The 25,562-nt window shown below is 45.8% G+C and carries 26 protein-coding genes; 12 read left to right on the top strand and 14 right to left on the bottom strand.

The genetic code is table 11. The features are described from left to right. Nucleotides 1-156: 156 nt before the first annotated feature. The 3 genes from PJK55_RS02805 to PJK55_RS02795 form a co-directional block, all read right to left on the bottom strand. Nucleotides 157-1,005 (bottom strand): HD domain-containing protein, encoded by an 849-nt coding sequence (locus tag PJK55_RS02805; RefSeq protein ID WP_271304720.1) that lies wholly within the window; start codon nt 1,003-1,005, stop codon nt 157-159. Nucleotides 1,006-1,105: 100 nt separating this feature from the next. Beyond that, nucleotides 1,106-1,810, bottom strand: a complete 705-nt coding sequence (locus PJK55_RS02800) for an SDR family NAD(P)-dependent oxidoreductase (protein WP_271304719.1) — start codon at nt 1,808-1,810, stop codon at nt 1,106-1,108. Between the two features lie 40 nt (nt 1,811-1,850). Next, on the bottom strand, nt 1,851-2,396 hold the full coding sequence (locus PJK55_RS02795) for a glycerol-3-phosphate responsive antiterminator (protein WP_271304718.1): 546 nt from the start codon (nt 2,394-2,396) through the stop codon (nt 1,851-1,853). Nucleotides 2,397-2,511: 115 nt separating this feature from the next. On the opposite strand from PJK55_RS02795, the gene PJK55_RS02790 reads away from it, so the two are divergent. Beyond that, a complete protein-coding gene (locus PJK55_RS02790; protein WP_271304717.1) occupies nt 2,512-2,937 on the top strand; it encodes a GNAT family N-acetyltransferase in 426 nt (141 codons plus the stop codon). Nucleotides 2,938-2,962: 25 nt separating this feature from the next. Beyond that, nucleotides 2,963-4,132 (top strand): cation:proton antiporter, encoded by a 1,170-nt coding sequence (locus PJK55_RS02785; RefSeq protein ID WP_214874462.1) that lies wholly within the window; start codon nt 2,963-2,965, stop codon nt 4,130-4,132. Between the two features lie 43 nt (nt 4,133-4,175). Here the strand turns inward: PJK55_RS02785 and PJK55_RS02780 are convergent, their stop codons facing one another. After that, on the bottom strand, nt 4,176-4,796 hold the full coding sequence (locus PJK55_RS02780; RefSeq protein ID WP_271304716.1) for a DedA family protein: 621 nt from the start codon (nt 4,794-4,796) through the stop codon (nt 4,176-4,178). A 94-nt stretch (nt 4,797-4,890) separates the two neighbouring features. Here PJK55_RS02780 and PJK55_RS02775 point away from each other — a divergent pair, with 94 nt between their 5' ends. The 7 genes from PJK55_RS02775 (at nt 4,891) to PJK55_RS02745 (ending at nt 11,955) form a co-directional block, all read left to right on the top strand. Beyond that, on the top strand, nt 4,891-5,448 hold the full coding sequence (locus tag PJK55_RS02775; protein ID WP_271304715.1) for a DNA-3-methyladenine glycosylase I: 558 nt from the start codon (nt 4,891-4,893) through the stop codon (nt 5,446-5,448). A gap of 120 nt (nt 5,449-5,568) precedes the next feature. Continuing rightward, nucleotides 5,569-7,056 carry a sodium/proline symporter PutP gene (putP, locus tag PJK55_RS02770; RefSeq protein ID WP_271304714.1) on the top strand — a complete coding sequence of 496 codons (1,488 nt, stop codon included), beginning with the start codon at nt 5,569-5,571 and terminating at the stop codon, nt 7,054-7,056. Nucleotides 7,057-7,168: 112 nt separating this feature from the next. Continuing rightward, nucleotides 7,169-8,311, top strand: coding sequence for a CapA family protein (locus PJK55_RS02765; RefSeq protein ID WP_271304713.1), 1,143 nt, complete (start codon nt 7,169-7,171; stop codon nt 8,309-8,311). A gap of 126 nt (nt 8,312-8,437) precedes the next feature. Next, a complete protein-coding gene (locus tag PJK55_RS02760; protein WP_271305264.1) occupies nt 8,438-9,652 on the top strand; it encodes an argininosuccinate synthase in 1,215 nt (404 codons plus the stop codon). Beyond that, complete coding sequence (argH, locus tag PJK55_RS02755; RefSeq protein WP_271304712.1) at nt 9,645-11,033, top strand: argininosuccinate lyase; 1,389 nt, start codon at nt 9,645-9,647, stop codon at nt 11,031-11,033. Before PJK55_RS02760 ends, argH begins: the two co-directional genes overlap by 8 nt. Before the next feature lie 130 nt (nt 11,034-11,163). After that, nucleotides 11,164-11,694 (top strand): biotin transporter BioY, encoded by a 531-nt coding sequence (locus PJK55_RS02750; protein WP_271304711.1) that lies wholly within the window; start codon nt 11,164-11,166, stop codon nt 11,692-11,694. 63 nt (nt 11,695-11,757) lie between these two features. Beyond that, nucleotides 11,758-11,955, top strand: a complete 198-nt coding sequence (locus PJK55_RS02745; RefSeq protein ID WP_214692645.1) for a hypothetical protein — start codon at nt 11,758-11,760, stop codon at nt 11,953-11,955. 21 nt (nt 11,956-11,976) lie between these two features. Here PJK55_RS02745 and PJK55_RS02740 read toward each other — a convergent pair whose 3' ends face one another. The 5 genes from PJK55_RS02740 to PJK55_RS02720 form a co-directional block, all read right to left on the bottom strand. Then, a complete protein-coding gene (locus PJK55_RS02740) occupies nt 11,977-12,825 on the bottom strand; it encodes a sulfite exporter TauE/SafE family protein (protein WP_214817722.1) in 849 nt (282 codons plus the stop codon). A 69-nt stretch (nt 12,826-12,894) separates the two neighbouring features. Continuing rightward, nucleotides 12,895-13,782 (bottom strand): alpha/beta hydrolase, encoded by an 888-nt coding sequence (locus tag PJK55_RS02735; protein ID WP_271304710.1) that lies wholly within the window; start codon nt 13,780-13,782, stop codon nt 12,895-12,897. A gap of 28 nt (nt 13,783-13,810) precedes the next feature. Beyond that, nucleotides 13,811-14,593, bottom strand: coding sequence for an aminoglycoside N(3)-acetyltransferase (locus PJK55_RS02730; protein ID WP_271304709.1), 783 nt, complete (start codon nt 14,591-14,593; stop codon nt 13,811-13,813). A 5-nt stretch (nt 14,594-14,598) separates the two neighbouring features. Beyond that, the gene (locus tag PJK55_RS02725) at nt 14,599-17,607 is read right to left on the bottom strand and encodes an SbcC/MukB-like Walker B domain-containing protein (RefSeq protein ID WP_271304708.1); all 3,009 of its coding nucleotides are present in this window, start codon (nt 17,605-17,607) and stop codon (nt 14,599-14,601) included. Beyond that, nucleotides 17,604-18,710, bottom strand: coding sequence for an exonuclease SbcCD subunit D (locus PJK55_RS02720; protein WP_214782625.1), 1,107 nt, complete (start codon nt 18,708-18,710; stop codon nt 17,604-17,606). Before PJK55_RS02720 ends, PJK55_RS02725 begins: the two co-directional genes overlap by 4 nt. Before the next feature lie 108 nt (nt 18,711-18,818). On the opposite strand from PJK55_RS02720, the gene PJK55_RS02715 reads away from it, so the two are divergent. From PJK55_RS02715 to PJK55_RS02705, 3 genes are read left to right on the top strand one after another with little or no spacing between them, the layout of a single operon-like run. After that, on the top strand, nt 18,819-20,549 hold the full coding sequence (locus PJK55_RS02715; protein WP_271304707.1) for an ABC transporter ATP-binding protein: 1,731 nt from the start codon (nt 18,819-18,821) through the stop codon (nt 20,547-20,549). Next, nucleotides 20,546-21,418, top strand: a complete 873-nt coding sequence (locus tag PJK55_RS02710; RefSeq protein ID WP_214749909.1) for an NAD(P)-dependent oxidoreductase — start codon at nt 20,546-20,548, stop codon at nt 21,416-21,418. The genes PJK55_RS02715 and PJK55_RS02710 overlap by 4 nt, the downstream gene beginning before the upstream one ends. A gap of 45 nt (nt 21,419-21,463) precedes the next feature. Further along, nucleotides 21,464-21,691, top strand: a complete 228-nt coding sequence (locus PJK55_RS02705) for a hypothetical protein (RefSeq protein ID WP_074033180.1) — start codon at nt 21,464-21,466, stop codon at nt 21,689-21,691. A 19-nt stretch (nt 21,692-21,710) separates the two neighbouring features. Here the strand turns inward: PJK55_RS02705 and PJK55_RS02700 are convergent, their stop codons facing one another. The 5 genes from PJK55_RS02700 to PJK55_RS02680 form a co-directional block, all read right to left on the bottom strand. Further along, a complete protein-coding gene (locus tag PJK55_RS02700) occupies nt 21,711-22,355 on the bottom strand; it encodes a DUF975 family protein (RefSeq protein ID WP_214782620.1) in 645 nt (214 codons plus the stop codon). Nucleotides 22,356-22,427: 72 nt separating this feature from the next. Further along, on the bottom strand, nt 22,428-23,081 hold the full coding sequence (locus tag PJK55_RS02695) for a copper homeostasis protein CutC (protein ID WP_271304706.1): 654 nt from the start codon (nt 23,079-23,081) through the stop codon (nt 22,428-22,430). Between the two features lie 13 nt (nt 23,082-23,094). Next, nucleotides 23,095-23,865 (bottom strand): DeoR/GlpR family DNA-binding transcription regulator, encoded by a 771-nt coding sequence (locus PJK55_RS02690; protein ID WP_074033183.1) that lies wholly within the window; start codon nt 23,863-23,865, stop codon nt 23,095-23,097. A 174-nt stretch (nt 23,866-24,039) separates the two neighbouring features. Next, nucleotides 24,040-24,660, bottom strand: coding sequence for a glycerol-3-phosphate 1-O-acyltransferase PlsY (gene plsY, locus PJK55_RS02685; RefSeq protein ID WP_271304705.1), 621 nt, complete (start codon nt 24,658-24,660; stop codon nt 24,040-24,042). Between the two features lie 11 nt (nt 24,661-24,671). After that, nucleotides 24,672-25,547, bottom strand: coding sequence for a M15 family metallopeptidase (locus tag PJK55_RS02680; RefSeq protein WP_271304704.1), 876 nt, complete (start codon nt 25,545-25,547; stop codon nt 24,672-24,674). Nucleotides 25,548-25,562 lie beyond the last annotated feature (15 nt).

The raw sequence follows: 25,562 nt of genomic DNA, 5'->3' as shown, positions 1-25,562 counted from the left end.
CTTTTTATGGACGACAAAAACGCCCATAAAAAGGTCTTGCGGACTTGTAAAAGCTCGATGGACCGAGTGCATGCGCACTGTAATGACGACCCATCGACCACGATTGTGGTCGCTACTCCCCTTTTTATCTTCCTTTTGACTATAGCATGAACAAGCCTAGTTGACAATCGAGCGACGCATGAGCGTGACAAAATCCGATGCATCCATAGCCGTTCGATAACCGAGTTCTTGCATCGCGGCTAACTCAGGCGGTAGCATCGGATAAGTCCAACCCGCTCGCTCTAGTTGCTGTCGAAACGCCTCATTCTCTTCATCATCTACAGCATCACGAGCAACAATTTCCTTTAACTCATATGCAGTCTGACAGAGAGGTGCCGCTTCTTGAACCCATTCATCTTCTGTGAAACAGGTTAGGATGGATTCAAAGAGTCTCACTACTTTCTGATTTTTTACATTCTTTTCACCATAAAACAAGGAATTAAGTTCCTGCTCATACAAGCCAATCAAATCCGTCGAACTACGAAACGGTTCGAATGCACGTAACAACTGATGATAGTACCAAGACTGATCTCGCATCGGACGTTTGAAACGTTGCCACACCGTCATCCCTTCCGTCTCTAGATCATAACGGATGGAACGAAGATTATGTAGCTTATCCGCTACGAGGAGTGCGACCTCATCGAATTGTAACGATGAGATGTGCTCAAGAGTCGTCTGTTTTCGTTGTTCCCACGTCTGATTAGGGTTCTTCTCAGATACAGCAAGTACAAGACGTAATACGTCCGGACCGAATCTAGCTAAGATTTCTTGAGGATCCGTTTTCGTATCCTCAATTAAATCGTGTAAAAGTCCTGCTGCAACGACCGTTGGTGGTTGGTGATCCGTTTCGAGCAATAATGCGACCGAAAATGGGTGTGACAAAAATGGAATCGATGACCCCTTCCGGTGCTGACCTCCATGACGAATCGATGAAAAGCGAAGCGCTTCTTCTATGAGCGGGTTCATGTCACCCTCCCCCTTCTTCCGGATGAAAACTCTTCTATTACTTACCCGGAATTAGGCATAAATAACATAAATTCTTTCTATAATTAGGTATATAGTCTTATCACTCTTCGTAAATCATTTTCTTCGTCATCCCACCATCGACGAGGAGATTATGACCGTTGACAAAGTCGTTGTTCCGGTCAATCAGATACCGTACCGCTCGGCCGATGTCATCAGGTTCGCCGACGCGGCCTGAAGGATGCTGACGATGGTCGATTTCTCGTAACACTTCGTCTGATGTATGAATCCAGCCCGGGCTAATCGCATTCACAGTTACCGGTCGATCACTCAATGAGATGGCAAGCGAATGAGTCAAACCGACAATCCCGCCTTTAGAAGCCCCATACGCATCCCAGTGCGGTTCGTTTTGCATGGCACGCGTCGATGCCATATTGATGATGCGACCATATGACTCATCTTTGTTCAATTCTAAAAAGTATTTCGCACAAGTAAACGTTCCTACTAAATTGACGTCGATGACTCGTTTGAACGTATCGATTTCAAGTTCGTCAATCGGTTTGACGAGAGAAGCGATTCCCCCGTTGTTAATCAACACATGGGCATGTCCAAAACGTGACTTTATGTCTTCGAATACACCCTGTAGCGCTTCCGTCTTGCCAAGGTCAACTTGGTAAAAGGACACCCCTTTTATATTCGGGTCTTCACCAATGTCCAAGCCCACAACTTCATATTGATTTGCGAACTCCTTTGCGAGCGCATAGCCAATCCCTTGCGTGACACCTGTAATGATCATAACGTCTTTCATCTGTTCATCCCTCCTAGAAGATTGTATACCCGAATGTGGCTTACTCAGTCCACAGTTTACGATTTGAGGTCGTGATGACACTTGCTCCAGCAGCAAGGGCTGCATTCACTTCTTCCGTCGTCTCAATCAACCCTCCTGCAAATACAGGTATACCAGTTCTCTCCTGTACTCGGCGAATATACTTCGGCACGATTCCAGGTAGCACCTCGATGTAGTCTGGTTTTGATCGTTCAATATGCTTGATGCTCTTTTCAAACGATGTCGAGTCAATTAAAAACAACCGTTGCACCGTCAACACATGATTTTGTTTTGCCCGTACAATCACGTTCCCTTTCGTCGAGATAATACCAAACGGTTTATACGTCTGACAGACATATTCGGTCGCAAATTCGTCCGCTTTCATTCCTTGGATCAGATCCATATGAACAAATACTTTTTTCTGATGTTTCTCTAACAACTTGAAAATCGACTCCAACCGACTCATATGAATTTCAAGCAGAACACCCAATTCGAGTTTGCTCGATAAAAATCGCTCTAAATCGCGCATATCTCGGATCGCCGGTAAGATGGATTGTCCGTGTAACATCCGCTATTCCCCCTGTCTTCTTTCCATTATGCCGACAGCTATTTTCATAAATCAAGGTTTACTCATTCAATATAGCGGGAAAGTAATATCAACTTGTGTAGAGGGGGATTTTAGTATGGTCAATGAAGTCACTGTAAAAGTTGAGACACCAACACCGGAGCAACATCAGTCGTTGCGGGTGAAGGCGGGGATGCCTCGACGCTCAGATGAAAGTACAGTCAAAGGACTTAAGAATACGCTATTTGGCGTCTGTTTATATTTAGATGATGAAATTGTCGGGATGGGGCGTGTCGTCGGGGACGGCGGGATGGTCTTTCATCTAGTCGACATCGTCGTCGATCCAGAATGCCAAGGACTTGGTCTTGGTAAATTAATCATGGAAAATTTAATGGAGTGGATTCTAAAAGAGGCAGATGAGACGGCCATCATCAGTCTGATTGCCGATATTCCTGCTGATGGCTTGTATCGTCAATTCGGCTTTGATTATTCACGGCCAGAATCAGTCGGAATGGAGTATCAATGGAATCAACTAGAAAGTTAACACACTTCAACGAAGGAGATGACTTATGGATGGATTGAACATCATCGTGTTGCTTGGACTGGCGCTCACGCTTATCTCCGTCTTCAGTCTCCTGATTGAACGTCTATACTTTCCAAGTATTTTAGCATTTATCGCCATCGGTGTTGGAGTCGGTTTTTTCTGGGACGGAAACGAAGTTTTCAAAATTGCCGGTGAAATTGGAATCATCCTATTATTTTTCCTTCTAGGGTTAAAGTTTCCGTTACGAGAATTATGGAAGCGCATGCGAAAGGTATGGAAAGCAGGCGTATTAGACATCGTCCTATCGTTCGGCGTCTCATTCGGAATCGCCTTACTGTTTGGATTGGACTTTCCTCGCGCCTTTTTGATTGGTGCCGTTCTATATGCGACGAGCTCTTCAATCTCAGCTAAACTACTTGAGCGCCACTCCGAAAAACATGAAGATATTAAAGAATTCGTCCTTGCTCTACTTATTTTTGAAGATATATTCGCACCACTGTTATTGACGATTGCGCCATTCATCATTCAAGAGGAACCGGTCGCCATGACAGATATCGGGAAAGTGTTCGCAGGATTTCTAATTTTTGGGGTATTATTGTTTATCGGATCTAGCTTTGTGTCGAAACAACAGAAGTTCTCGAAACACCTTTTACGTCAGGATGATGCGAGTATCGGGCTCATCGGACTCATTCTCTTCTTCGCCGGAATCGGTATGGTATTTGGTCTATCTGAGATTTTAGGAGCATTCATTGCCGGAATCATGCTTGCGGATATCCATGACGTTCGTCCGCTCAAACGTTTGACGGTACCCGTTCGTGACTTGTTTCTCCCAATCTTCTTTATTTCATTCGGAATTTCAATCAACTTGGAGAAAGGTGTCATCGTTAACACTTTATTCTTTGTCTTGATTGTTTGGGGCGTCTTATCTAAGTGGATTGTCGGTCGCGTCGGAGGAAGAATTTACGGGTTATCTCGTGTCCAGGCGAATGAGGCGGGGTTTTCTCTCGCTCCGCGTGGCGAGTTCTCCATCTTGTTTACCGCCCTTTCAAACGGGGCCATCAACTTGTTTGTCGGTCTTTATATTTTCGTGTCAGCCATTGTGGGAATCATTTTATTCCGGTTCTCGGAATACTTGGCCGAAAAGACGGAAAAGACGCTCACAAAAGTATTACCAGAAAAGAAAAACGAAGAGTAAACAGGCGAACCGAATTTTCGGTCCGCCTGTTTTATCCTCTCATTCATTCTTTCACTGTCTTTTTAGCATGTCGCTTTTTTCGCCAGATGAGGTATCCGATCACACTAACGAGCAACAGACCGTAAATCGTATAAGAATAAGCATCTAGATAGGCAAGTATATCTTGCCAGTTCTCACCGACTTTCATTCCGACCAAGACCAAGATTGTGTTCCAAATCGCTGTTCCAGCAGTGCTGAGAAGCAAAAATTTTAAGAATGGCATATTCGACATACCTGCTGGAATTGAGATGAGACTTCGAACGACCGGCATCAATCGACCAAAGAAGACCATCCACCCTCCGTACCGATCGAACCAGGCATCTGCCTTTTTGACGTCTTGAATATCAAGGCGTATCCACTTCCCGTATTTCTTCGTCCACTTCTCAATTTGCTCAACATCAAATAACAGACCTAGTCCGTATAATAAGACTGCTCCTAGTATGGCTCCAACTGTCGATGCCACGATGACGAGCGTGATGGACAAGTTCGTCTTTACGGCAAAAAAACCACCAAAGAGTAATACGACTTCAGAAGGGATTGGCGGAAAAACGTTCTCAATGAAGATCATGAACGCAATTCCTATGTATCCGTACTGTTCAATAATCGAAATCATCCAATCACTCATTATTGATGCCTCCATTCCCACACATTATACCCATCCTTTCTAATCGATAACCGTTGAGACATGCTACACTTATGAAAAAAAGGAGTTGATTGTGGTGGAAGAAACAATTCGCTGTCCGTGGTGCGGATCTGACCCGCTATATGTCCGTTATCATGACGAGGAATGGGGCAAACCTGTCCATGATGACCAAAAACATTTTGAGTGCCTGACGCTTGAGAGTGCACAGGCTGGACTCAGCTGGATTACAATTTTAAGAAAACGTGAAAACTATCGCTCCGCGTATGCGAATTTCGAGGTAAACGAAGTGGCTCATTTTTCAGAAGCAGATATTGAGAGACTGATGGCAAACAGTGGCATCGTCCGGAACCGCCGAAAAATCGAAGCCTCCATCAATAATGCGAAACAGTTCATGAAGATACAAGAAGAGTTTGGTTTATTCGATTCATATATTTGGTCATTTGTAGACAATGAAACCATCATTAATGCATGGGAACGGCTTGAAGAAGTCCCCGCAACGACAGAATTGTCTGAGCGATTGAGTAAAGACTTAAAACGACGTGGATTCAAATTTTTAGGTCCGACCACGGTGTATGCCCACTTACAAGCAACCGGTCTCGTCAATGACCACCTTGCCTCTTGTGCATTTCGATAAGTTAAGACCAGCTATCAAAAATATCTTTACATCTCCCCTATTGTTGTGACAATATTTTGACAAAGTGATACTCTATCACTGAAAGCGTTTTCATATTTTTTATCTTTCGGGGGGATGTTGATGAACGGAATTTTAGTGTCCATTGTCGTATACATGGCACTGATGGTCTTACTTGGGATCATCGCGTATCGAAGAACAAGTAGTATTGGAGATTATATGTTGGGGGGACGGGCATTAGGTCCCGGCGTCGCAGCTTTATCGGCCGGCGCGTCTGACATGAGTGGATGGCTCTTAATGGGCTTACCTGGTGCGATGTATGCAACGGGAATCTCAAGCGGTTGGATTGTCATCGGGTTGACAATTGGCGCCTATTTGAACTGGTTGTTGGTCGCTCCAAGATTACGCATTTATTCTTACATATCGGATGATGCGATCACGATTCCAGACTTTTTTGAGAAGCGGTTTAAAGACTCAAAAGGGTTATTACGTTCTTTTTCTGCTGCCGTCACCCTCATCTTCTTCACGTTGTATGCGACGAGCGGGTTCGTTGCAGGTGGTCGACTATTCAATGCCGTCTTCGACATTGAATTCGTAACAGGTGTCATTATTCTCGCCTCAATCATCATTTTGTATACGTTCATCGGCGGTTTTTTAGCCGTTAGCTGGACAGACTTTGTTCAAGGACTCATCATGCTTTTCGCACTCATTTTTGTACCTGCAATCGCCATCATGGCGACAGATGGTGTGTCAAATGCATTAGATACGGTCCGAGATATCGATGAAGCGTTACTCGACCCATGGACAGGTCAATCGCTCATTGGAATCATTTCTTTATTTGCGTGGGGACTCGGTTATTTTGGCCAACCACATATCATCGTTCGCTTTATGGCAATCGGGAAATTGGAAGACATAAAAACGGCACGTCGTATTGGCATCTCATGGATGGTCTTCACCGTCGTCGGGGCGATGGCGACCGGATTGTTTGGACTTGCCTACTATACGCAACAAGGACTGACAATCGATAATCCTGAAAACATTTTTATTAACCTATCGGATCTATTGTTCCCTGACCTAGTGACCGGTGTATTATTAGCTGCTTTACTCGCTGCCATCATGTCGACAATTTCATCACAATTGCTCGTCTCATCGAGTGCCGCGACGACAGACTTCTATCAAAAATTCTTCCGTAAGGACGCAGGAGACCGCGAACTCGTCATGGTCGGGCGAATCACAGTTGTTCTCGTATCGGTCGTATCAATTGTCCTTGCGCTCGATGCAGATGACACAATCTTGAACCTTGTCGGCTATGCTTGGGCAGGATTCGGTTCATCGTTTGGACCGCTCATTCTATTTAGTCTTTTCTGGAAACGGACGACTCGTCAAGGCGCTCTTGCCGGGATGTTGACTGGTGCATTTGTCGTTATCCTTTGGAAGAACTATGCTGCTTCACTATTTGGAACGTTCGGAACGCTCTATGAGATGATTCCAGCATTCTTCCTGTCTGCACTCGCCATTTATGTCGTTAGTTTGCTGACGCCTCCACCGAGTGAGGTCATTCAACGTGAATTCGACCAAATGCGTGACATGGTGAAAGAACATATCAAATAATCTTCTTGGCAGGTCATCTTGACCTGCCATTTTTATATACAAGGATTTTTCTAAATTTTTGACGAATAATATATAAATTGAGATTAATTCCATTTTGAAAAGGAGATTTTTGATGAAACCCTTTAAAACCATCTCTCATCTCACATTCGCTTCTAGCTTGATTCTGTTATTCGGCTGTGGTCAGTCTTCTTCGACAAATCAAGAAACCTCAGTTGAAACCGAAGAGCCAATCGTTGAGACACCTGTAGAAGAGACCCCTTCCGAACCTGAGCCAACCGTCACGACGGCATCCATCTATGCCATTGGTGATGTATTGCTGCACAATTCGGTATACAATGCAGCCCGTGTCAATGACGGATATGATTTTGATCCTTCTTTCGAACAAGTCGCGCCGATTTTAGAACGAGCGGATCTCGCAATCGCTAACCAAGAGAGTATGATTGGCGGGAGCGAAATCGGGTTATCGAGCTATCCGGCTTTCAACAGCCCATTCGAGATTGGCGATGCTTTGCAACGTGCCGGAATTGATTTAGTCACGACGGCGAACAATCATACGCTAGATCGCGGGGTTCGTGCGATTGAGAATTCGATTGGTCACTGGAATGAAATCGGAATGCCTTACACCGGTTCCTTCTTATCTGCTGAAGATAAGGCAAACATCCGTACATTGACCGCGAACGAGATTTCCTTTTCCTTTTTAGCCTATACGTACGGAACGAACGGCGTAATTCCAAAACAGCCATACCACGTCAACTATATCGACCTCGAGCAAATGCGCCCTGAAATCGAGAAAGCAGAACAAACTACCGATTTGACCGTCGTATCCTTACATTTTGGAACAGAATACGAGACCTTACCGAACGAAAGTCAGACTGAGCTTGCTCAAACTCTTTCAGACCTCGGTGTCGATATCATCATCGGTCACCACCCACACGTCCTACAACCACCGAAGATGCTTGAGGGAGCTGATGGCAATCAAACATTCGTCGTGTATTCACTCGGTAACTTCTTATCTGGACAACAAGGCGATGATCGGAACACGGGTGGAATCATCGGGATTGACGTCGTCAAAACGACGAAAGACGATGTTTCAACGTTCGAATTAAAAAATCCGATGTTTTATCCAACATTTACACAGAAATCATCAGAAGGACATTATGAAGTCGTCCCGTTACAATCAGCAAAACCCGAGCTCTTCTCTCCTGTCAGCGAACATATGTCGCAATGGTTACCAGAGCTTACAATCGAACAATGATGACCACGAATATCTTTCGTGGTCATTTTTATTTTCAAAAAAAGGTTGCCACATTGGGGATTATCCCTTACACTAAGTCGTATATTTATAAACATAAATTAATAATTATTCATAAGGGGTGCTTACATTTTGAAACAAAAACTCGTATTGGCTTACTCAGGCGGACTTGATACATCGGTTGCAATCAAATGGTTGGATGAACAAGGATATGATGTCATCGCTGTATGTTTAAATGTTGGAGAAGGAAAGGACTTAGAAAAAATTCAACAAAAGGCGATGAAAGTCGGGGCTAAAAAGTCAATCGTCATCGACGCGGTCGATGAATTCGTTAGCGACTTCGCACGCTACTCGATGCAGGCGCATACGTTGTATGAAGGTGTATATCCACTCGTATCTGCTCTATCACGCCCACTTATCTCGAAGAAGTTAGTCGAAGTGGCACAAGCGGAAGGTGCAGTCGCTGTGGCACATGGATGTACAGGAAAAGGAAACGACCAAGTCCGTTTCGAAGTGTCCATCCATGCACTCGATCCGTCACTTGAAATTGTTGCACCGGTTCGGGAATGGAAATGGTCACGTGAAGAAGAGATTGCATACGCGGCAAAACACAATATCCCAATTCCAATCGTTCAAGAAGAACCTTTCTCTATTGATCAAAACATCTGGGGACGGGCGATCGAATGTGGCATCTTAGAAGACCCTTGGGCGGCACCGCCGGAAAGTGCTTATGAGTTAACAGCAGCACTTGAAGATACACCTCATGAACCGACATATCTTGAAATCGAATTTAAGAATGGGGTACCAGTAGCCATCAATGGGAAGAACCAATCGTTCACAGATATCTTAAAAGAGTTGAATATCGTCGCCGGGGCGCATGGAGTTGGTAAAATCGACCACATTGAGAACCGTGTCGTCGGTATCAAATCACGTGAAGTATATGAAGCTCCTGGTGCGATGACACTGATCACGGCCCATAAAGCCCTTGAGGCATTAACACTTGTACGTGAAGTAGCTCACTTCAAACCAATCGTCGAGCAAAAATTGACAGAGACGATTTATAACGGACTGTGGTATTCGCCTCTCACGAAAGCACTACTCGCATTCATCGATGAGACACAACAGACTGTCACGGGTACGGTTCGGATGAAACTCTATAAAGGCCAAGCAATCGTAGACGGTCGTAAGTCACCGATTTCTCTATACGATGAGGAACTTGCGACATATACATCGGCGGACACGTTTGATCAACAAGCCGCTGTCGGATTTATCAAGCTTTGGGGCTTACCAACGAAAGTACAGTCAGAGGTATTGATGGAAAAAGGAGCGTTCATTCATGAGTAAATTGTGGGGAGGACGTTTTGAGAAGACGGCAAGCGATTGGGTCGATGCTTTCGGCGCATCGATTGAATTCGACGCTCAACTCGTCCTTGAAGATTTAGTAGGTAGCATGGCGCATGTGACGATGCTCGGAGACCAAAACATCCTATCAAAAGAGGAAGTCACTCAAATCCTTGAAGGATTACAACAACTCAAGCAGAAGGCTATCGCTGGCGAGTTGGCGTTCGAAGTTTATCATGAAGACATCCATATGAATTTAGAGGCTTTGCTTCATGAAGAAATTGGACCGGTTGCCGGGAAAATGCATACGGCACGTAGTCGTAACGATCAAGTCGCGACAGACATGCATCTTTACTTGAAAGCACGTGTGAAAGAAGTGATTCAATTGATTGAATCACTTCAACGTGAGTTGCATGCACACGCTTCAGTAAACGTAGAGACGATCATGCCTGGCTATACGCATCTCCAACGTGCACAGCCAATCTCTTTGGCACATCATTTGCTCGCCTATTTTTGGATGCTCGAACGCGACAAAGAACGTTTCACAGACAGTTTGAAGCGAATTGACTGGTCTCCTCTTGGAGCCGGTGCGCTCGCAGGGACGACGTTCCCGATTGACCGAGCCCGTTCAGCTGAACTTCTCGGCTTTGACCGAGTCTATCCGAACAGCTTAGACGCAGTGAGCGATCGTGATTTCATTCTCGAATTCTTATCGAACGCGTCGATGCTTATGATGCACCTCTCGCGCTTTTGTGAGGAGTTAATTCTTTGGGCTAGTGAAGAATACCGCTTCATTACTGTGTCCGATACATTCTCTACCGGATCGAGTATGATGCCACAGAAGAAAAACCCAGACATGGCTGAACTCGTACGTGGAAAATCAGGACGCGTCATCGGAAACTTGATGGGATTATTGACGCTCATGAAAGGACTTCCGCTCGCGTATAATAAAGATTTGCAAGAGGATAAAGAAGGCATGTTTGACACGGTTAAGACTGTTCAAGGCTCACTCAGCATTATGGCCGGGATGATGAACGAATTGACGTTCCATCCAGACACGATGAAGCAAGCAACAGAGCGCGATTTTTCAAATGCCACTGAACTTGCTGATTATTTGACGGCAAAAGGTATGCCGTTCCGTGAAGCACATGAAGTAACTGGGAAACTCGTTAAATATTGCGTAGATGAGCGTTTATATTTACGTGAGCTTCCAATGTCTGTGTTCCAAACGCATTCTGACTTGATTGAAGAGGACGTGTATCACGCTTTGACCCCTGAACAAGCGGTCGCGCGTCGTAATAGTTATGGCGGTACAGGCTTTGATGCCGTTCGCGAACAGTTGAAAGAAGCTTCGGTATGTATGAATGTCATACCTTCTTCTTAATGACCCTTGTCTCAGTATGATTGCTGAGACGAGGTTTTTTTGTTGACCTAGACTCAAGAAATGACTTGCCAACTCTATAAACTCATGTTAACTTTTATATTGTTAACGTTAACTGAAAAGGGGTTTACATATGAAGATTCAAGACATGACTCAAATTGCCTTCGGGGCAGCACTCATCGCAAGTGTCGGTTTCATCGAAATACCGATCGGACCCGTTCCGATTACCCTTCAAACACTAGCCATCATGACAATCGCTGGCGTATTCGGTGCGCGAAAAGGATTTTTGGCAGTCATCGTCTACCTCCTACTCGGCTTGATCGGCCTTCCCGTACTGAGTGGTCAAGGAGGTCTTGCTCCCTTCGTTGGACCAACCGTCGGATATTTAATTGGATTTCCAATCGCCGCTTTCTTCATTGGCTGGTTCAGCGAGCGCCATCGCTCCATCCCAGCATTGATTGGCTATAACCTTTTATTCGGCCTCGGGCTTGTATACCTACTTGGAAGCATCGGGCTCGAAATCGTTCTCGGTATGTCGTTCATTGATGCGCTAAAAGTAAATATCCCTTTTATTTTTGGAGATTCACTTAAGGCCGTGCTCGCTGCAATATTAGCAGTGAAAATTTCTCAGAATGTTCAAGTTCGTCGTTCCTTAGCATCTTAAACGTTCGAACGTTTCGCCCGTTTCCATATGTGGAATAAATGAAGTATGGAAGGGGGTGTCTCTATGAGCGACTCGACGTTTAAAAAACGCTTACAAAAAGCGACCCACTTTTATCAACGCTCTGACAAAGGGCAACGTCAAGGAGTTGACAAGTCGTCTCATGAGAAACGTGACACAGAAGCATTTGAGCGCAGACTTCGCGAAGCAAAAGCGAAAGTTGGAGAGATTCAAGAAAACATTGACCATATCGCTAGACGTTAAAACCCCGTCCAAAGACGGGGTTTATTTTTTGCGTGGTCGAATGATGAGCGTGATGATAAAGAGAAGCGCTAGTGTGACAAGTAATATAAGTGAGGCTGTATTCCATCCGACTAAATTAAGGGCCACACTAAATGCGACCGTGACATAAAAGCCACCTAATGCTTTTTTGACATGTTGTGAACTGAAACGCTGTAACTGTTTGGCTCCGAACGGAGATCCAATCATCGCACCTGCGATTAATGCGAGTCCATGCCAGTAATTCGTTTCAGCACCTGCCACGGCATAGCTGATTACGCCTGAAATTACGATGAGGAGAGCTGCTGAAATACTCGTTCCGACTGCACGCTTCATTTCAGTGTTCAGTAGCTTGACTTGGAGCGGCGTCAATACAAAGCCCCCACTTACCCCCATCAAAGAAGAGATAAATCCTGCAAAGACCCCGATAATCCCAAGTCGTGGTACAGAAGCTGTCCCGACACTACCTTCGACATGCTGTTTCGACCGGAAGAATGAAATCGCAAAGTACGTAAGTAACGCAATGTAGACGAGTGAGATGATCAGTGTCGCGCCGTCCACCCCTTCTAAGTAAAAGACAAGCGGTGTGGCAATCCAAGTTCCGACAATCCCGAACACACCAATCCATAGCGCATGTGACACGTTCACGTTCCGTAAACGAATGTGCGAGATTGTTCCTGCCGCCGTCGAACCAAGCGTCAACATGAGACTAAGTGCGATCGCCGCACTCGCTTCATAACCGAAGACGAGAAGGAGTGGCGTGAGCAAGATCCCACCACCGATTCCGAAGAAGCCACTCAATATCCCAATCAATGTACCGAGCAAGAGAAACTGAAATAGTTGTAATAAGTCCATTTTGCACCCTTCTTTCATTGGTCTCGTTTGCAATCATATCAAAAAGGGGCGCCAATTGCGCCCCTTTGCTCACAATGATCGTTCTAGAAAATCGAAAATCTTTTGACGGTATTCGGTCTGGAATGATTGATACGATCCGACATGACCATCGTTTTCCGTCACCCATAGTTCGACACCATCCTGCGCGCTCGCAAGCTTTTCACTTTCTGAGACAGGAATCGCATCGTCTCCTTTACTATGAATCAATAAAATCGGTGCTTCGATTGATTTGATATCTTGAATCGGTGAAACAACATCCGCATCCAGTCCAGTGAACCAAGGGGTCACTGTCATGATGACGGGTGTGAATGGGACGTTCGGGAGATCACTCCATACGGGGAGATTTGTCTCAAGGTAGTTCCGTAAATCACTGAACGGACTGTCTGCGATGACTGCGGCTACTTCGACATCATCTGCCGTAGAGAGGGCCGTCGCCGCTCCCATGGAAATTCCGTAAAGTACGATTGGGCCCTCTGCTCGACCTTTTGCGTATTGAATGGCAGCTTGTAAGTCCGATTGTTCTTTCGCACCGACCGTTACCCGATCCCCTTCTGAAATCCCAGATCCACGAAAATCGAACGTTAAAAATTGATATCCTTGCTCATGAAACTCGGGAATCAATTCTTTTAACGGAAGATCTTCCTGTTCTCGGTTCTTTCCATACCCATGAGCAAATACGATTGTCGCACGTGGCGTAGGATGGGGAATCCACCACCCATACAAGTCATGCCCTTCTTTTGATTGAATGGTCACGTTCTCATACTTCAATCCAAGTGACTTCGGTGTGTACGTCAACGTCTCTCGCTCAGGTGATGTTAATTGGTCACCGATATGTGCCGAGATCCCACCGATTGCCAATCCGGCCACCAGTAAGATGACTAGAGTCGAAATACTCAATAGTTTCATCCAACGATTCATCTATTTCTTCCCCTCGATTCTACATTCATTATCTTAACCAGCTTCGAAGTGCAATGAGCGCATGTTGCACTGGCTCCCATGTATTAGCTGGAATCAAATAGCACGTCGCATCATTGATGGTAAACATATGAACATCTTTCTGTTTGACGATATTTTCACCGATTGCACCAAACGGATCACTATTTACATCTGTATGTTCAAACGTTCGCCACACGCGTTCACCTTGTTCAATCACAGCACAACCGAACATTTTTGTCGGACCGTCAATCCCATACTCGGCATAGTGCCAAAGTGTCGTCGCATCAAGTGGCGACCCAAGATGAAGTACACGTGCATTTCGTTCAATCATTCGCTCGATTGGTGAACCTGGACCGAAGCCGACGTCTATCGAGTGACCAGACACAATTGTTTTTGCATCTTCACCCCATGCCGCGACTGACCACATCGGATGTGCGCTTCGATAAACGTTCGGATAGTTCCGAAACAGTTCGGGGACACGCCCCATTCCACGGGTTGATGTCTTTTCTTTTTCGTAAGGCGGCATTTCGGCACGAATCGTCTGCCACCATTCAACTGGAACAGGTGGTGCTTCCCATTCAGCCGGATCTGAATTGTCTCCGGTTTGGGTCGCCATCATGAGAAGCCCTGATGGTCCCACCACTTCTTGCAGTGCCTCGATTACAGTCTGCGCACCTCCACATACCCATCCGAGTTTTGAAAGCGAGGTATGAACAAACAAAGACTCTCCTCGTTGAATTCCTGCTTCTTTCAAATGATTGATGAGACTTGACTTCGTCACCATCTGTTTCATTTCGATCACTCCACAATCAGCTGGATCGTTGACCCGCTTCTAGATTTTTTCACTTCGATTCGGGCATCGACGCGATCTTTCAATTCTTGAACATGACTGATGACCCCGACAAGTCGACCTGTCGCCTGAAGCGACATCAATAATTCGATTGCCTGGTCTAAAGATTCGGCATCAAGCGTCCCAAATCCTTCATCGATGAGCATCGTTTCAAGACTCACACCCCCGCTCAACTGTTGCACCACTTCTGCTAGACCAAGCGCGAGTGAGAGAGACGCTTTAAAACCTTCCCCTCCGGAAAGGTTTTGCACACGGCGTGATTGACCGGTGTACGCATCGAATACGAGAAGTTCAAGTCCGGACTTAGCATTGCCTTTTGCCGTCTCCACTTTTCGCTCTAGTCGGAACTGACCGCTCGTCATCTGGTCCAAATGAATGTTCGCCGCATGTAAAATCTGGTCGAAGAACGCCGTTTGTACATATGTTTCAAACGTCATCTTTTGCGGATTGATGCCTTTTCCGGTTTCTGCAATCAACTTGATGGTTTCTAACTTCTGTTCTTCACGTGATGTGTCCTTACGAAGCGTATTCCACTCGGAGATGATTTGTCGGTGTCTAGACAAGGCTTCTTGTGAGGTGATGAGATGTTCTGATGCTCGCTCGTATAATTCCTTGGCTTCGTTCACCTTCGTTTCAATCGACTGAAGGTCAGGTTGTGCTACATTTCCTAATTTCTCCTCAATCATCTGGATGCGGTGTCGTAACCTTACGCCTTCCTCTTCTTCACGTTGTAAGTTCTCGCGGATATTCGCACGCTGATCGATTCGATCAGCTAGTTGTTCGTACCGCTCTTTGTTCAACTGTGCGACTTCTAATTGCTTATTCCAGGTCGTCTTTTGTGAATCGTATTGCTCCATCGCCTCAGCGAGTTGTTGGCGCAATAGAGTAAGTCGCTCTTCTTCTTTCCACGTTTCCTTTTTGACGATTTCAAAGTCATGGTCGAACGCTTCAATTTTTTTCGTAAGTATGGCGAGACGATGTTGTCGATTTGTCCGCTCGGTCTGTAACTCTTCTAATGTTGTTTCTTCTGTTTGACCGAGCGCATTCAGTTTTTGTTGTATCGCTTCAAGTTCTGTGAGGACAAGTTGACGTTCTTCAAATTGGTTACGTCGCTCTTCTTCAAGTTGTCGCATTTCACTGGTGAGTTGACGAAGCGTTCGTTCATTCTCGAGCCGCGTTCGCTCTTCACGTTGTAGACGATCCACATGCGCTTGCCATTTCTTGACTTCTTCTGATAATAATCCATCCACCTGAATATCTTTCGAAACCTCATCAAATTCTCGTCGTGCCTCTTCAAGCTGCGAATGGAGCGAACGATAATCGGATCTTGCTTCAAACAATCGAGTCGTCAATTCCTCCAGACGTGCCTTAGCCTCCTCTTCTTTTTCCATAGATTCAAGCAAGTCTTCGAACTGTGGGACATCATGGTGACGTGAACCACATACTGGGCAAGGCTCACCTTCTTGAAGGGTTTCACTCAGTTGTCTTGCCGCATTCATTTGTTCTTGTTGTTTGTATTTCGTCATCATTTCTTGCTGGATGGCATGCAGTCGCTGCACTTCTTTTCCGGACCGCTCACAAGTGACGAGCTGATTTGATAACTCATTCACTTTTGTCTCAAGCTTGACCAAATACATCAATCGGTCGACATATCGCTCCGCATCAACTGCACGTTCTTCAGGTTCAATCGACAACGTGTTGACTAATTGCCGCTCAAGGTCTTGAAGTTCTTGGAGTCGAACCTCTTTGGAAAAGGCATTTAATTCCTTCGCACGTTTCGTCAGTTGCTCACGTAATGTCACGTATTCTGCCCGCTCTTTCATTCGGGGTAACATCTCATCAATTAACCGAAGTCGCTCTTGAAGGGATAAGATTTCTTGTTTATTCTCTTCAATTGCAGATTGCTGCTCCGATAGTGAAGATTGCTTTTGTTGTAATTGTTCGAGTTTTTTAGAAGATGCTTGTTCTTCCGTCGTCAGTTGATGAACATGTTTCTTCATTTCTAATAATCGGTCATAGACTGGACGAATGTTCGCTGCTGCCTCTAAATGTCGCAACAACATGTGACGTTCGTTTCGTTCTGTCTCCCCTTTTAAAAATTGATCAAGAGCTTGCACGGTTTCTTGCTGTTCTTGAAATAAACTGACAAGCGCTTTCGCTTGTTCTAGTTCGGTACGCGCCTGTTCCAGCTTCTTCGAATGAACCTGTTTCTGTTTTGTTGCGGACTCAACAGTTGTGATCAAACGTTGTTCGCGCTCGTCTAGCCACTGATAGATCACATCAATCGATTTCGTCGAAATTTCTTCAATCGCTTCATCTTCGAGTTCTAGTAACTTGAGACGGGTTCGCTCGACTGCCCATTCGACTTGTTTCCGGTATGTGCTGAGACGTTCTGCCCACTTTTCTTGGAAAGCACGATACGCCTCCGTCTTGAAAATAGATTGCAGGATTTGTTGTTTCTCATTTGAGTTCGAATCGAGCAATTGTCTAAATTGGTTTTGAGGAAGTAACAAGATTTGACTGAATTGTTCATATGAAAGTTGTAAAATCGACTCGACTTGCTCTTGAACCTCGTTCACTTTTGTCGCGATTGGCTTCCAACCATCTTCCCATTCATACAGAACGGCCTCATGTGGGATGGGTGTCTTATTTTTCGAGTGAGGTTGCTGAGGTTGTCTCACAATTCGATAGTGGTCACCGCGAATCGTAAACGAGAAGTCGACCTCCGTCTTCATCTCAGGTTGTGCGAATTGACTTCTGAAATCACTCGCATTGCGCAGCGCCCCGCTGGCCCGTCCATATAATGCGAACGTCATCGCATCAAAGATGGTCGTCTTCCCTGCACCCGTCCGACCACTCACGACAAACATCGAGCGACCAACTAATTGTGTGAAGTCAATCGTTTCTCGTTCCGCATACGGCCCGAATGCTTGAATCTTCAATTCGACCGGTCTCATCTGACATCACCTTCTTCAATCATTTGTTTGACGGCATCCGAGGCCGTTCGGTCGTGTACAGCTTCAAAGAACTGTAGATACACTTCTTCGACGGATTGTCGTTCGAGCGTTTCCCGTTCAAATGTGGACGTCTGTTCTTGGCGTCGTAACAGCTCCAGTTCAAGATGAAGAATGTTCGGATAAACGGTCCGAAGCTTTGCCATCGGATCAAAAAGTGCTTTGTCATCGGTCAACACGATTTTCAAATAATCATCGGTTTGTTGTTGTTGATAAAACGAAGGTGCGAGTAACTCATCCAACGTTCCTGCGAGCTGTCTCATGTCCCGTTCTGGCGTCAACGTTCGACGTCTACGCTTCCAGTGTCCGTCCCATTCCAAAATATCTACCGATTTCTCATGATTGACCTCAGAGAAAGAATATTTCATGAGAGAACCACTGTATGCAATCCGTTCTGAATGGATTGCATCACGATTATGTAGATGTCCAAGAGCCGTGTATGAGAACGGGTCATAGAGCCCTTTCGCGACCTGTCCGGCGGTACCGACCGATAACTGGCGCTCCGAGTCGGTCTCAAGTCCTCCTGCGACAAAACTATGGCCCACTGAGACCGCATTCTTCTCAATCGGTCCATAAGCTTCAATGACGGCCTCTAATGCGTCATGGTGCGTGCGAATCGTTTCATTCCCTAATATGTGCCGAACACGTGCCGGCTCAAGAAAGGGGATTGGGTAAAACGGAATCCCGGCCACTTCAAGTGGACCAGCATCTGGGTTTAATTTACCGATGATATGTAATCCTACTTGTCTCAATAATTTTGAACTATATTCGAGACGCTCCGCTGAGTCATGATTTCCCGCGATGGCGACGACCGGGATTTCTCGCTTCAACACCAATTCTCGCCACATCTCATCGAGCAAATCGACAGCCTCGACGGGTGGGACAGCACGGTCATACAAATCACCTGCAATGATGACTGCATCTGGCTTCTCCTCATCGACGATTTGTAAAAATGAGTGGAATAAAATATTTCGCTGATCTTCTGTCATATGACGACCATGGACAATCTTACCTAGATGCCAATCGGCCGTGTGAATCCATTTCATCACGTATCACCTCTCTTTCTTATTCTAGCATGACTCAATCGTTCGATTCGACGTCTTGACACCCGATTTTGAAACAGCGAAAGTAAAGAGAGAGGAGGTTTGTTCAAAATGAATTCATCAACGTGGAAAACGTTTTTCCAACTTTTTAAAATCGCGAACCCTCCTAAAGGATTGTTTGTCGGAGCTATTCTGATTTCGCTCCTTCAAGCCGTTGCATCGCTAGCGATTCCTCTCATTCTTCAACGCGTCGTTGACCGTTGGAGTAGTGACCTGTTGACGCCTGAATGGATTGCATATTTTCTCTTTGCCTTTCTCGTCCAGGTCATCACGAGCGCGTTATCGATTTACTGGCTACATATTGTCGGTCAACGTGTCGTCGCCAATCTTCGGACGACATTGTGGGACCATCTCATCAAACTACCCATCCCTTTTTATGATGGGATCAAATCGGGAGAACTCGTCTCCCGCTTAAACAATGACACGACGACGCTACAACAGCTGTTGTCCGAGCAAAGTGTCCGCTTGTTGACCTCTTTCGTTTCGGTCATCGGTGCCGTCGCCATCTTGTTCACGCTCGATTGGCAAATGACGCTCGTCATCTTGTTTTCAGTTCCGACGACGCTTGTCATCGTCATCCCACTCGGCCGAAAGCTTCGAGTGATTGCAAAAGAAACGCAACAGGAGCTCGGTAACCTGTCCGGATTCTTTGCGGAACTGCTCGGTGAAATCCGTCTCGTCAAATCGCAGGCGACAGAACAAATGGAAGTACGGACCGGGAAAGTGAAAATCGAAACGTTGTTCGATTATGGTGTGAAAGAAGGACGAATTCAAGCCATTCTCATCCCTCTCCTTAACGTGACGTTGACGGGGATGTTGATTGCCATACTCGGATTTGGAGCATATCGTGTCTCGACAGGGGCCTTATCGACAGGTGAACTACTCGCATTCATGCTCTATGTATTCCAAATCATCACTCCTCTGATCACAATGAGTGAATTTTTGACGAGACTACAAAAAGCTCGTGGCGCAACTGAACGAATCGCTGAATTATTAGATGTCCGTCCTGAACCGTACAGCACATATCAAGAATCCATCGAGCAGGCTGACCTCTCTTTCGAGAATGTGACCTTTCATTATGGGACGGAGCCCGTTCTTCAAGAACTCTCTCTTCACGTTTCACCGGGCGCAACGACCGCCATCGTCGGTCGAAGCGGCGCCGGCAAAACGACACTTTTTTCGCTCGTCGAACAATTTTACACACCAACGGAAGGATCAATCCGGTACGGTAATCGCGATATTCAAACATATGCCCGGGATACATGGCGTCAAATCGTCGGTTATGTCGCTCAAGACTCTCCCGTCTTGTCGGGTTCTGTTCGGACAAACATCGTCTATGGTCTTCAACGTAAAGTAAGTGATGAGGAAATCAAAGAGGCGTGTGAAATGGCAAACGCATGGTCATTTATCGAAGTGATGCCGAATCAGCTCGAGACGGAGATTGGAGAACGTGGTATTCGCTTGTCAGGTGGACAACGACAGCGTCTTGCGATTGCCAGGGCATTGTTACGTAATCCTCAAATTTTATTGCTCGACGAAGCGACGTCGAGTCTAGATTCAGAATCAGAACGCGTCGTCCAGGAAGCGCTCGATCGCCTGATGGTCGGGAGAACCACACTCGTGATCGCCCACCGCTTATCGACCGTCAGACATGCCAACCAAATCGTCGTGTTAGAAGATGGACGCATCAGCGGGATTGGGAAACACGAACAACTTTTAAACGAGAACGCCCTTTATCAGCGTCTCGTCTCACAACAATTACTAGGGGGACAATCTACATGAAAACAATCGGGTTTATCGGTCTCGGGGTCATGGGCCAATCCATGGTACGAAATTTGATGAAGCATGGTTTTGACGTAAAAGCTTATACGAGAACGAAAGAGAAGGCTGCCTCGCTATTAGAGGAAGGTGTAGTATGGTGCGAAACGATTCAAGAGGTATGTCAAGATGCTGATGCCGTCATCACCATCGTCGGTTATCCATCAGATGTTGAGTCGATTTATTTCGGGGAGGGAAATATCCTCGACTCGGCAGAACCAGGTACGCTCTTGATTGATATGACAACCTCTTCTCCGAAACTTGCCGAACGAATCGCCGAAACGGCCATTGAACGGAGTCTTCTTCCGCTCGATGCACCGGTCACCGGTGGAGATATTGGTGCAAAAAATGGGACGCTTTCCATTTTGGTCGGTGGCGGAGAGTTCGCCTTCAATAAGGCAAAACCTTTATTCGAAGCAATGGGACAGTCCATTGAGCGGATGGGATATGCCGGGAGCGGACAATATGCGAAACTCGCAAACCAAATCGCCATTGCCGGAACGATGATGGGGAATGCGGAGATGTTCGCGTTCAGTAAACGAGCAGGACTTGACCCCGAAGCGCTCATCCGTACGATTCGTGGAGGAGCAGCCGGTAGCTGGACGCTTGAAAACTTGGTTCCACGGATGATTGTTGAAGATTATGCTCCAGGTTTCTTCATCAAACATTTTATTAAGGATATGACACTCGCCATCGAGAGTGCAAACGAACTTCAAGTGAAATTACCTGGACTCGAACTCGCTCATCGACTCTATTCGATTCTCGAAGAAAATGGATACGGGGAGAACGGAACACAAGCGCTCATCGAGTATTACCTTCATCAAGACGTTTGAATCATGCCGTTTGTGGAATTAGTAGGAGTGAAGGAGGCGATTTTCGTGCCATGGAACATGAAAGACTATCCTGAATCACTGAAAAACTTCGATCCACTTGTAAAAAAGAAAGCCATTGATATTGCGAACGCACTGCTCGCACAAGGCTATTCTGAGACGAAAGCGATACCAATTGCCACTGAACAAGCGAAAAAGTGGCATGCGGATGCGTCTGAACAAGAAAAACAAGATTTTGAAGACGCCCCTAACCCGAAAAAGACAGATCAGCATTGAACGTAAACAACCGGTCGGATTATCCGACCGGTTGTTTTGCGAGATATGACGCCTTCATTTCTAGATAGAGACCTGAAATCGCCGTCTGTAAGTAAGGCGTGACAAAGATGTAAGCGAGTCCCCCAGTAAGAAGGACGAGCGCGTACCATCCGATAAAACTTGCGAATAGCTTTAACATCGTCTGTTTATGCCCTTTCATCATCAAACGACTCTTTCGCATAGCTTGGAACGCCGAGAGATCTGGTTCTTCCCGCATGATGAACGGTGTGATGCGATACGTCAAATAAAACCAGACGCCAGGCACAATTAGGAATAACATCAACACGTTCAGTCCTAAATAAAACACCGCGTAATAAATCACCGCTCGTGAATACTCTTTCAGGGAGCCGAACGCTTCAATCAATAAGCCGAACTTAGGCTTCTCGTCTTTAGCGACCTGAAGAAACACCCAATTCTTCCCGAGCTCGATTGGAGCGAGAAGGACTGTCGCCCCATACAATAGTGCCACAGAAGTCATGAGAACTTCAGGGTCATTCGTTGATAGGTCTAGACGTGTCGTGATCATCGCCTGAATGACCATGACGGTCAAAACGACGAGTAATGATATGCCCCATTTTCCTGAGAGCATTCGAAGCGCATATTGTTTGTAAACGGAAGATTGCATGAGTTCACCTACACTTTGTATTTTCTTTCATTATAGCAAAAAAACAGTCTTTCGACTGTTTTCCGCTTTGACTCATCCACGAAGTTGTTTAAATTTATCCCCATCCAACTGTCCGTTTGTTCGTACGCCATTCCCGACGTGTACCATGTCGACGTTGAGTCGTTCCTGTAACGATGGCAAAGTTTCTGACGTGATGCCGGCTCCAGGCAATATAGTCATCTCTGCTTGCTCGTTCAGTCGGATCAATGTTTCGATACCTTCTAATGCAGTGTTCGCACCACCAGATGTCAATAAGATATCGATTTCTGGGAAATCATTTAAGACATCCAGCGATTCATATACATCACGCGACGCGTCGAAGGCACGATGGAACGTTAGTGCCATCTCACCTTTATGTTTGATGACTTCTCCTAAAATCCGCTCATCGATTGCCCCGTCTTTTGTCAATGCACCAAAGACGATTCCATTCACCCCGAGTTCACGGCATAGACCAATGTCTGCAAGCATTGTTTCCACATCATCTTCGTTGAAATGGAATGAACGTGTATGAGGTCGAATCATGACATGTACCGGGATGGATACGTGCTCGATTACATTCCGAATCGTCCCGAAACTTGGCGTGATCCCGCCATTCTCCATATCTGCAATCAGCTCGAGTCGATCTGCCCCGAGTTGCTCCGCCTCGATTGCTTCAGATAACGTTGTGACAATCACTTCTACTTTCATACAATCGCTCCTTTTACGGCGCGAACTTCCAGTCCACACCATGTTCGGCTAAGACGCCTTTAAATTCTTGTGGTTCCGGAAAATCTGAGATAATTGCCGTCACCTTTGAAAAGTCGCACACCCGATATCTTTTTTGTTGGTTCAACTGGGTATGGTCGGTTAATAAGAATGTCTCGCGACTTTGGGACATCACCGATTGTGTGATACTAGCGAGTCCGAAAGCATCGCACGTCAAGCCAAGAGTTGAATCGACCCCCTCAACAGATAAGATGGCAAGGTCGAACATATAGGTTTGGAGTTGTGCAAGAACTTGTTCGCCTGTCGTCACGAGATGTTTCGGATCGATTGTACCACCTAACAACTGAATCTCGCCACCGAGCACACCTTTCGCCCGTTGTTCAAACAAGGCTTTGGCGACCGTTAAAGATGGCGTGACCACCGTCACATTTCGTCCTCGTATACGAGACGCCACTTGTTCGGCTGCAACCCCATGACCGATATAGAGTAACGTATCGTCCGGAATCAATTGAAATGCCGTATACGCGATACGGCGGATCCCATCCATGTTGGCAATGACAATCGGCTGAAAAGACATGCTCTGATGAAGAACCGCCCCCCCATAAACACGCTTGATTCGATGTTCTTTCTCTAGTTCTTCTAAATAACGTCGAATCGATTCCCCTGATACATTCAATCGCTCAATCAATTCGCTCGTCTTCACTTTACCTTCTCGTTCGATCCACTCGACAATTTTCTGTTTACGTTCTTCACCGATTAAAGACACGTCCCTGCCTCCTCCACTAAAATCTTTCCTTTCCTAGTGTAACGAACGCATGTAAATTTAACGTAAATTGAAAGTAAAGAACGAGCAAATCCAACATGATTTTGCTTCTTTTTTATGTAAATCAACAACAATGCACAAAAAAGGTGCGTCTTGATCGGACGCACCTGAAAGAAATTAAGATTTATGTTTGTTTTGAAAAAGCGGGACTTTTGGTTCTTTCCCTGTTCGTATTCGTTGCCAGTTCGTATGATGTTTAATGATGATAAACAAGGCGAGCGGAACGATGACAATGAGAGGTAACCAATCCTTCGTCAACAGACTGTACGTCGTTGCCGTTACAAGACCTACAGCAGCGGCAGCCATCGAGGAGAGGGATACCATCCGTGAAATGAGAAGTGTCACAATAAACGTGCCGACGACGACAAAGAAGAACCACGGAAACGCTGCTAGAAGTACGCCGCCGCTCGTCGCGACCGATTTTCCACCTTTAAACTTCGCAAAAATCGGATAAGAATGGCCAATGACTGCCGGAATTCCAGCAAGAAGCAAACTCATCTCACTTCCGAATAATAGAGGTAGTAGTGCAGCGACTAGTCCTTTTCCCATGTCACCGAGTAAAACAAGAATTCCTGCTTTTTTCCCGAGAACACGAAACGTGTTCGTCGTACCTAAGTTGCCACTCCCATGTTCGCGAACGTCTACTCGATAGCCGAGCTTGCCGATGATGAGCGCAAATGGGATTGCACCAAGTAAATAACTTAAAATGATAATAATGATTTCTGTCACATATGGCATCGCAATTCCCCTTACTTCATATATTCCTCAATATATCGGTCATATGGCTGATTCAATGTGTGTACCGCTTTCGCATGCTCAGTACCGATGTAACGTAAGTGCCACGGTTCATACATATAGCCCGTCTCTTTTTCAAACGCTTTTTGATAGCGAATGATAAAGCCATACTCGTGAGCATGATCTGCGAGCCATTTCCCTTCAACCGTTTCACCAAGGCTTTGTATGAGTTGATAATTGACTGAAGCACTCGAAACGTCGATTGCAAGACCTGTCTGATGTTCAGAGTGTCCAGGTGGAGCGGAGTATTTCATCGCTTGCTCTTTGCCATCCCGTTCGACGTAAGCATTGAATAGCGTCACTTGATAACCGTATGAACGAAACGCACTCGTCCCTTTCAAATCGATACCAGACGTTTTTGCGTCACTCATCAATTCTTCGATTGCACGTGCCGCCTCTTTTCGCATCATCCGACGCTCACCGACCGCTGAATCGACAAAATCGATGTTGGCCTCAACTAAGTCGCTCGGCTGATAATTAGCCGGCAATGCAATTTGCTTATTTACGAGAATCAATTCTTCTAATTCTAAGTTTGCGACACCATCGACTTCAATCGGTTGGACAGGTGTAGTCGGTTCTTCTGCTGCTGGCGGTGTCGGCTCAGCTGGTTGTTCTTCGACTTTTGGTTCAGACTCCGTTGTTTCTTCGTCTGTCGGTGACTCGGTTTCCACTTCCTGATCCGAGGTCGGTTCGTTTGGTTCTGTTTGTGGTTCATCTATTGTTGATGACTGTGTCGTTGGTTCTTTCGGTTCAACTTGCTCGTTTGTCGTACAACCGGCTAACATGAACGTCAAGGCGCCGCAAACCATCAAGACTGATGGATAACGCATGCGATTTTCCCCTTT

This window comes from Exiguobacterium sp. MMG028, assembly GCF_027947425.1.
Taxonomy (GTDB): Bacteria; Bacillota; Bacilli; order Exiguobacteriales; family Exiguobacteriaceae; genus Exiguobacterium; species Exiguobacterium aestuarii_A.
This window is presented reverse-complemented; position numbering and strand designations above follow the sequence as displayed.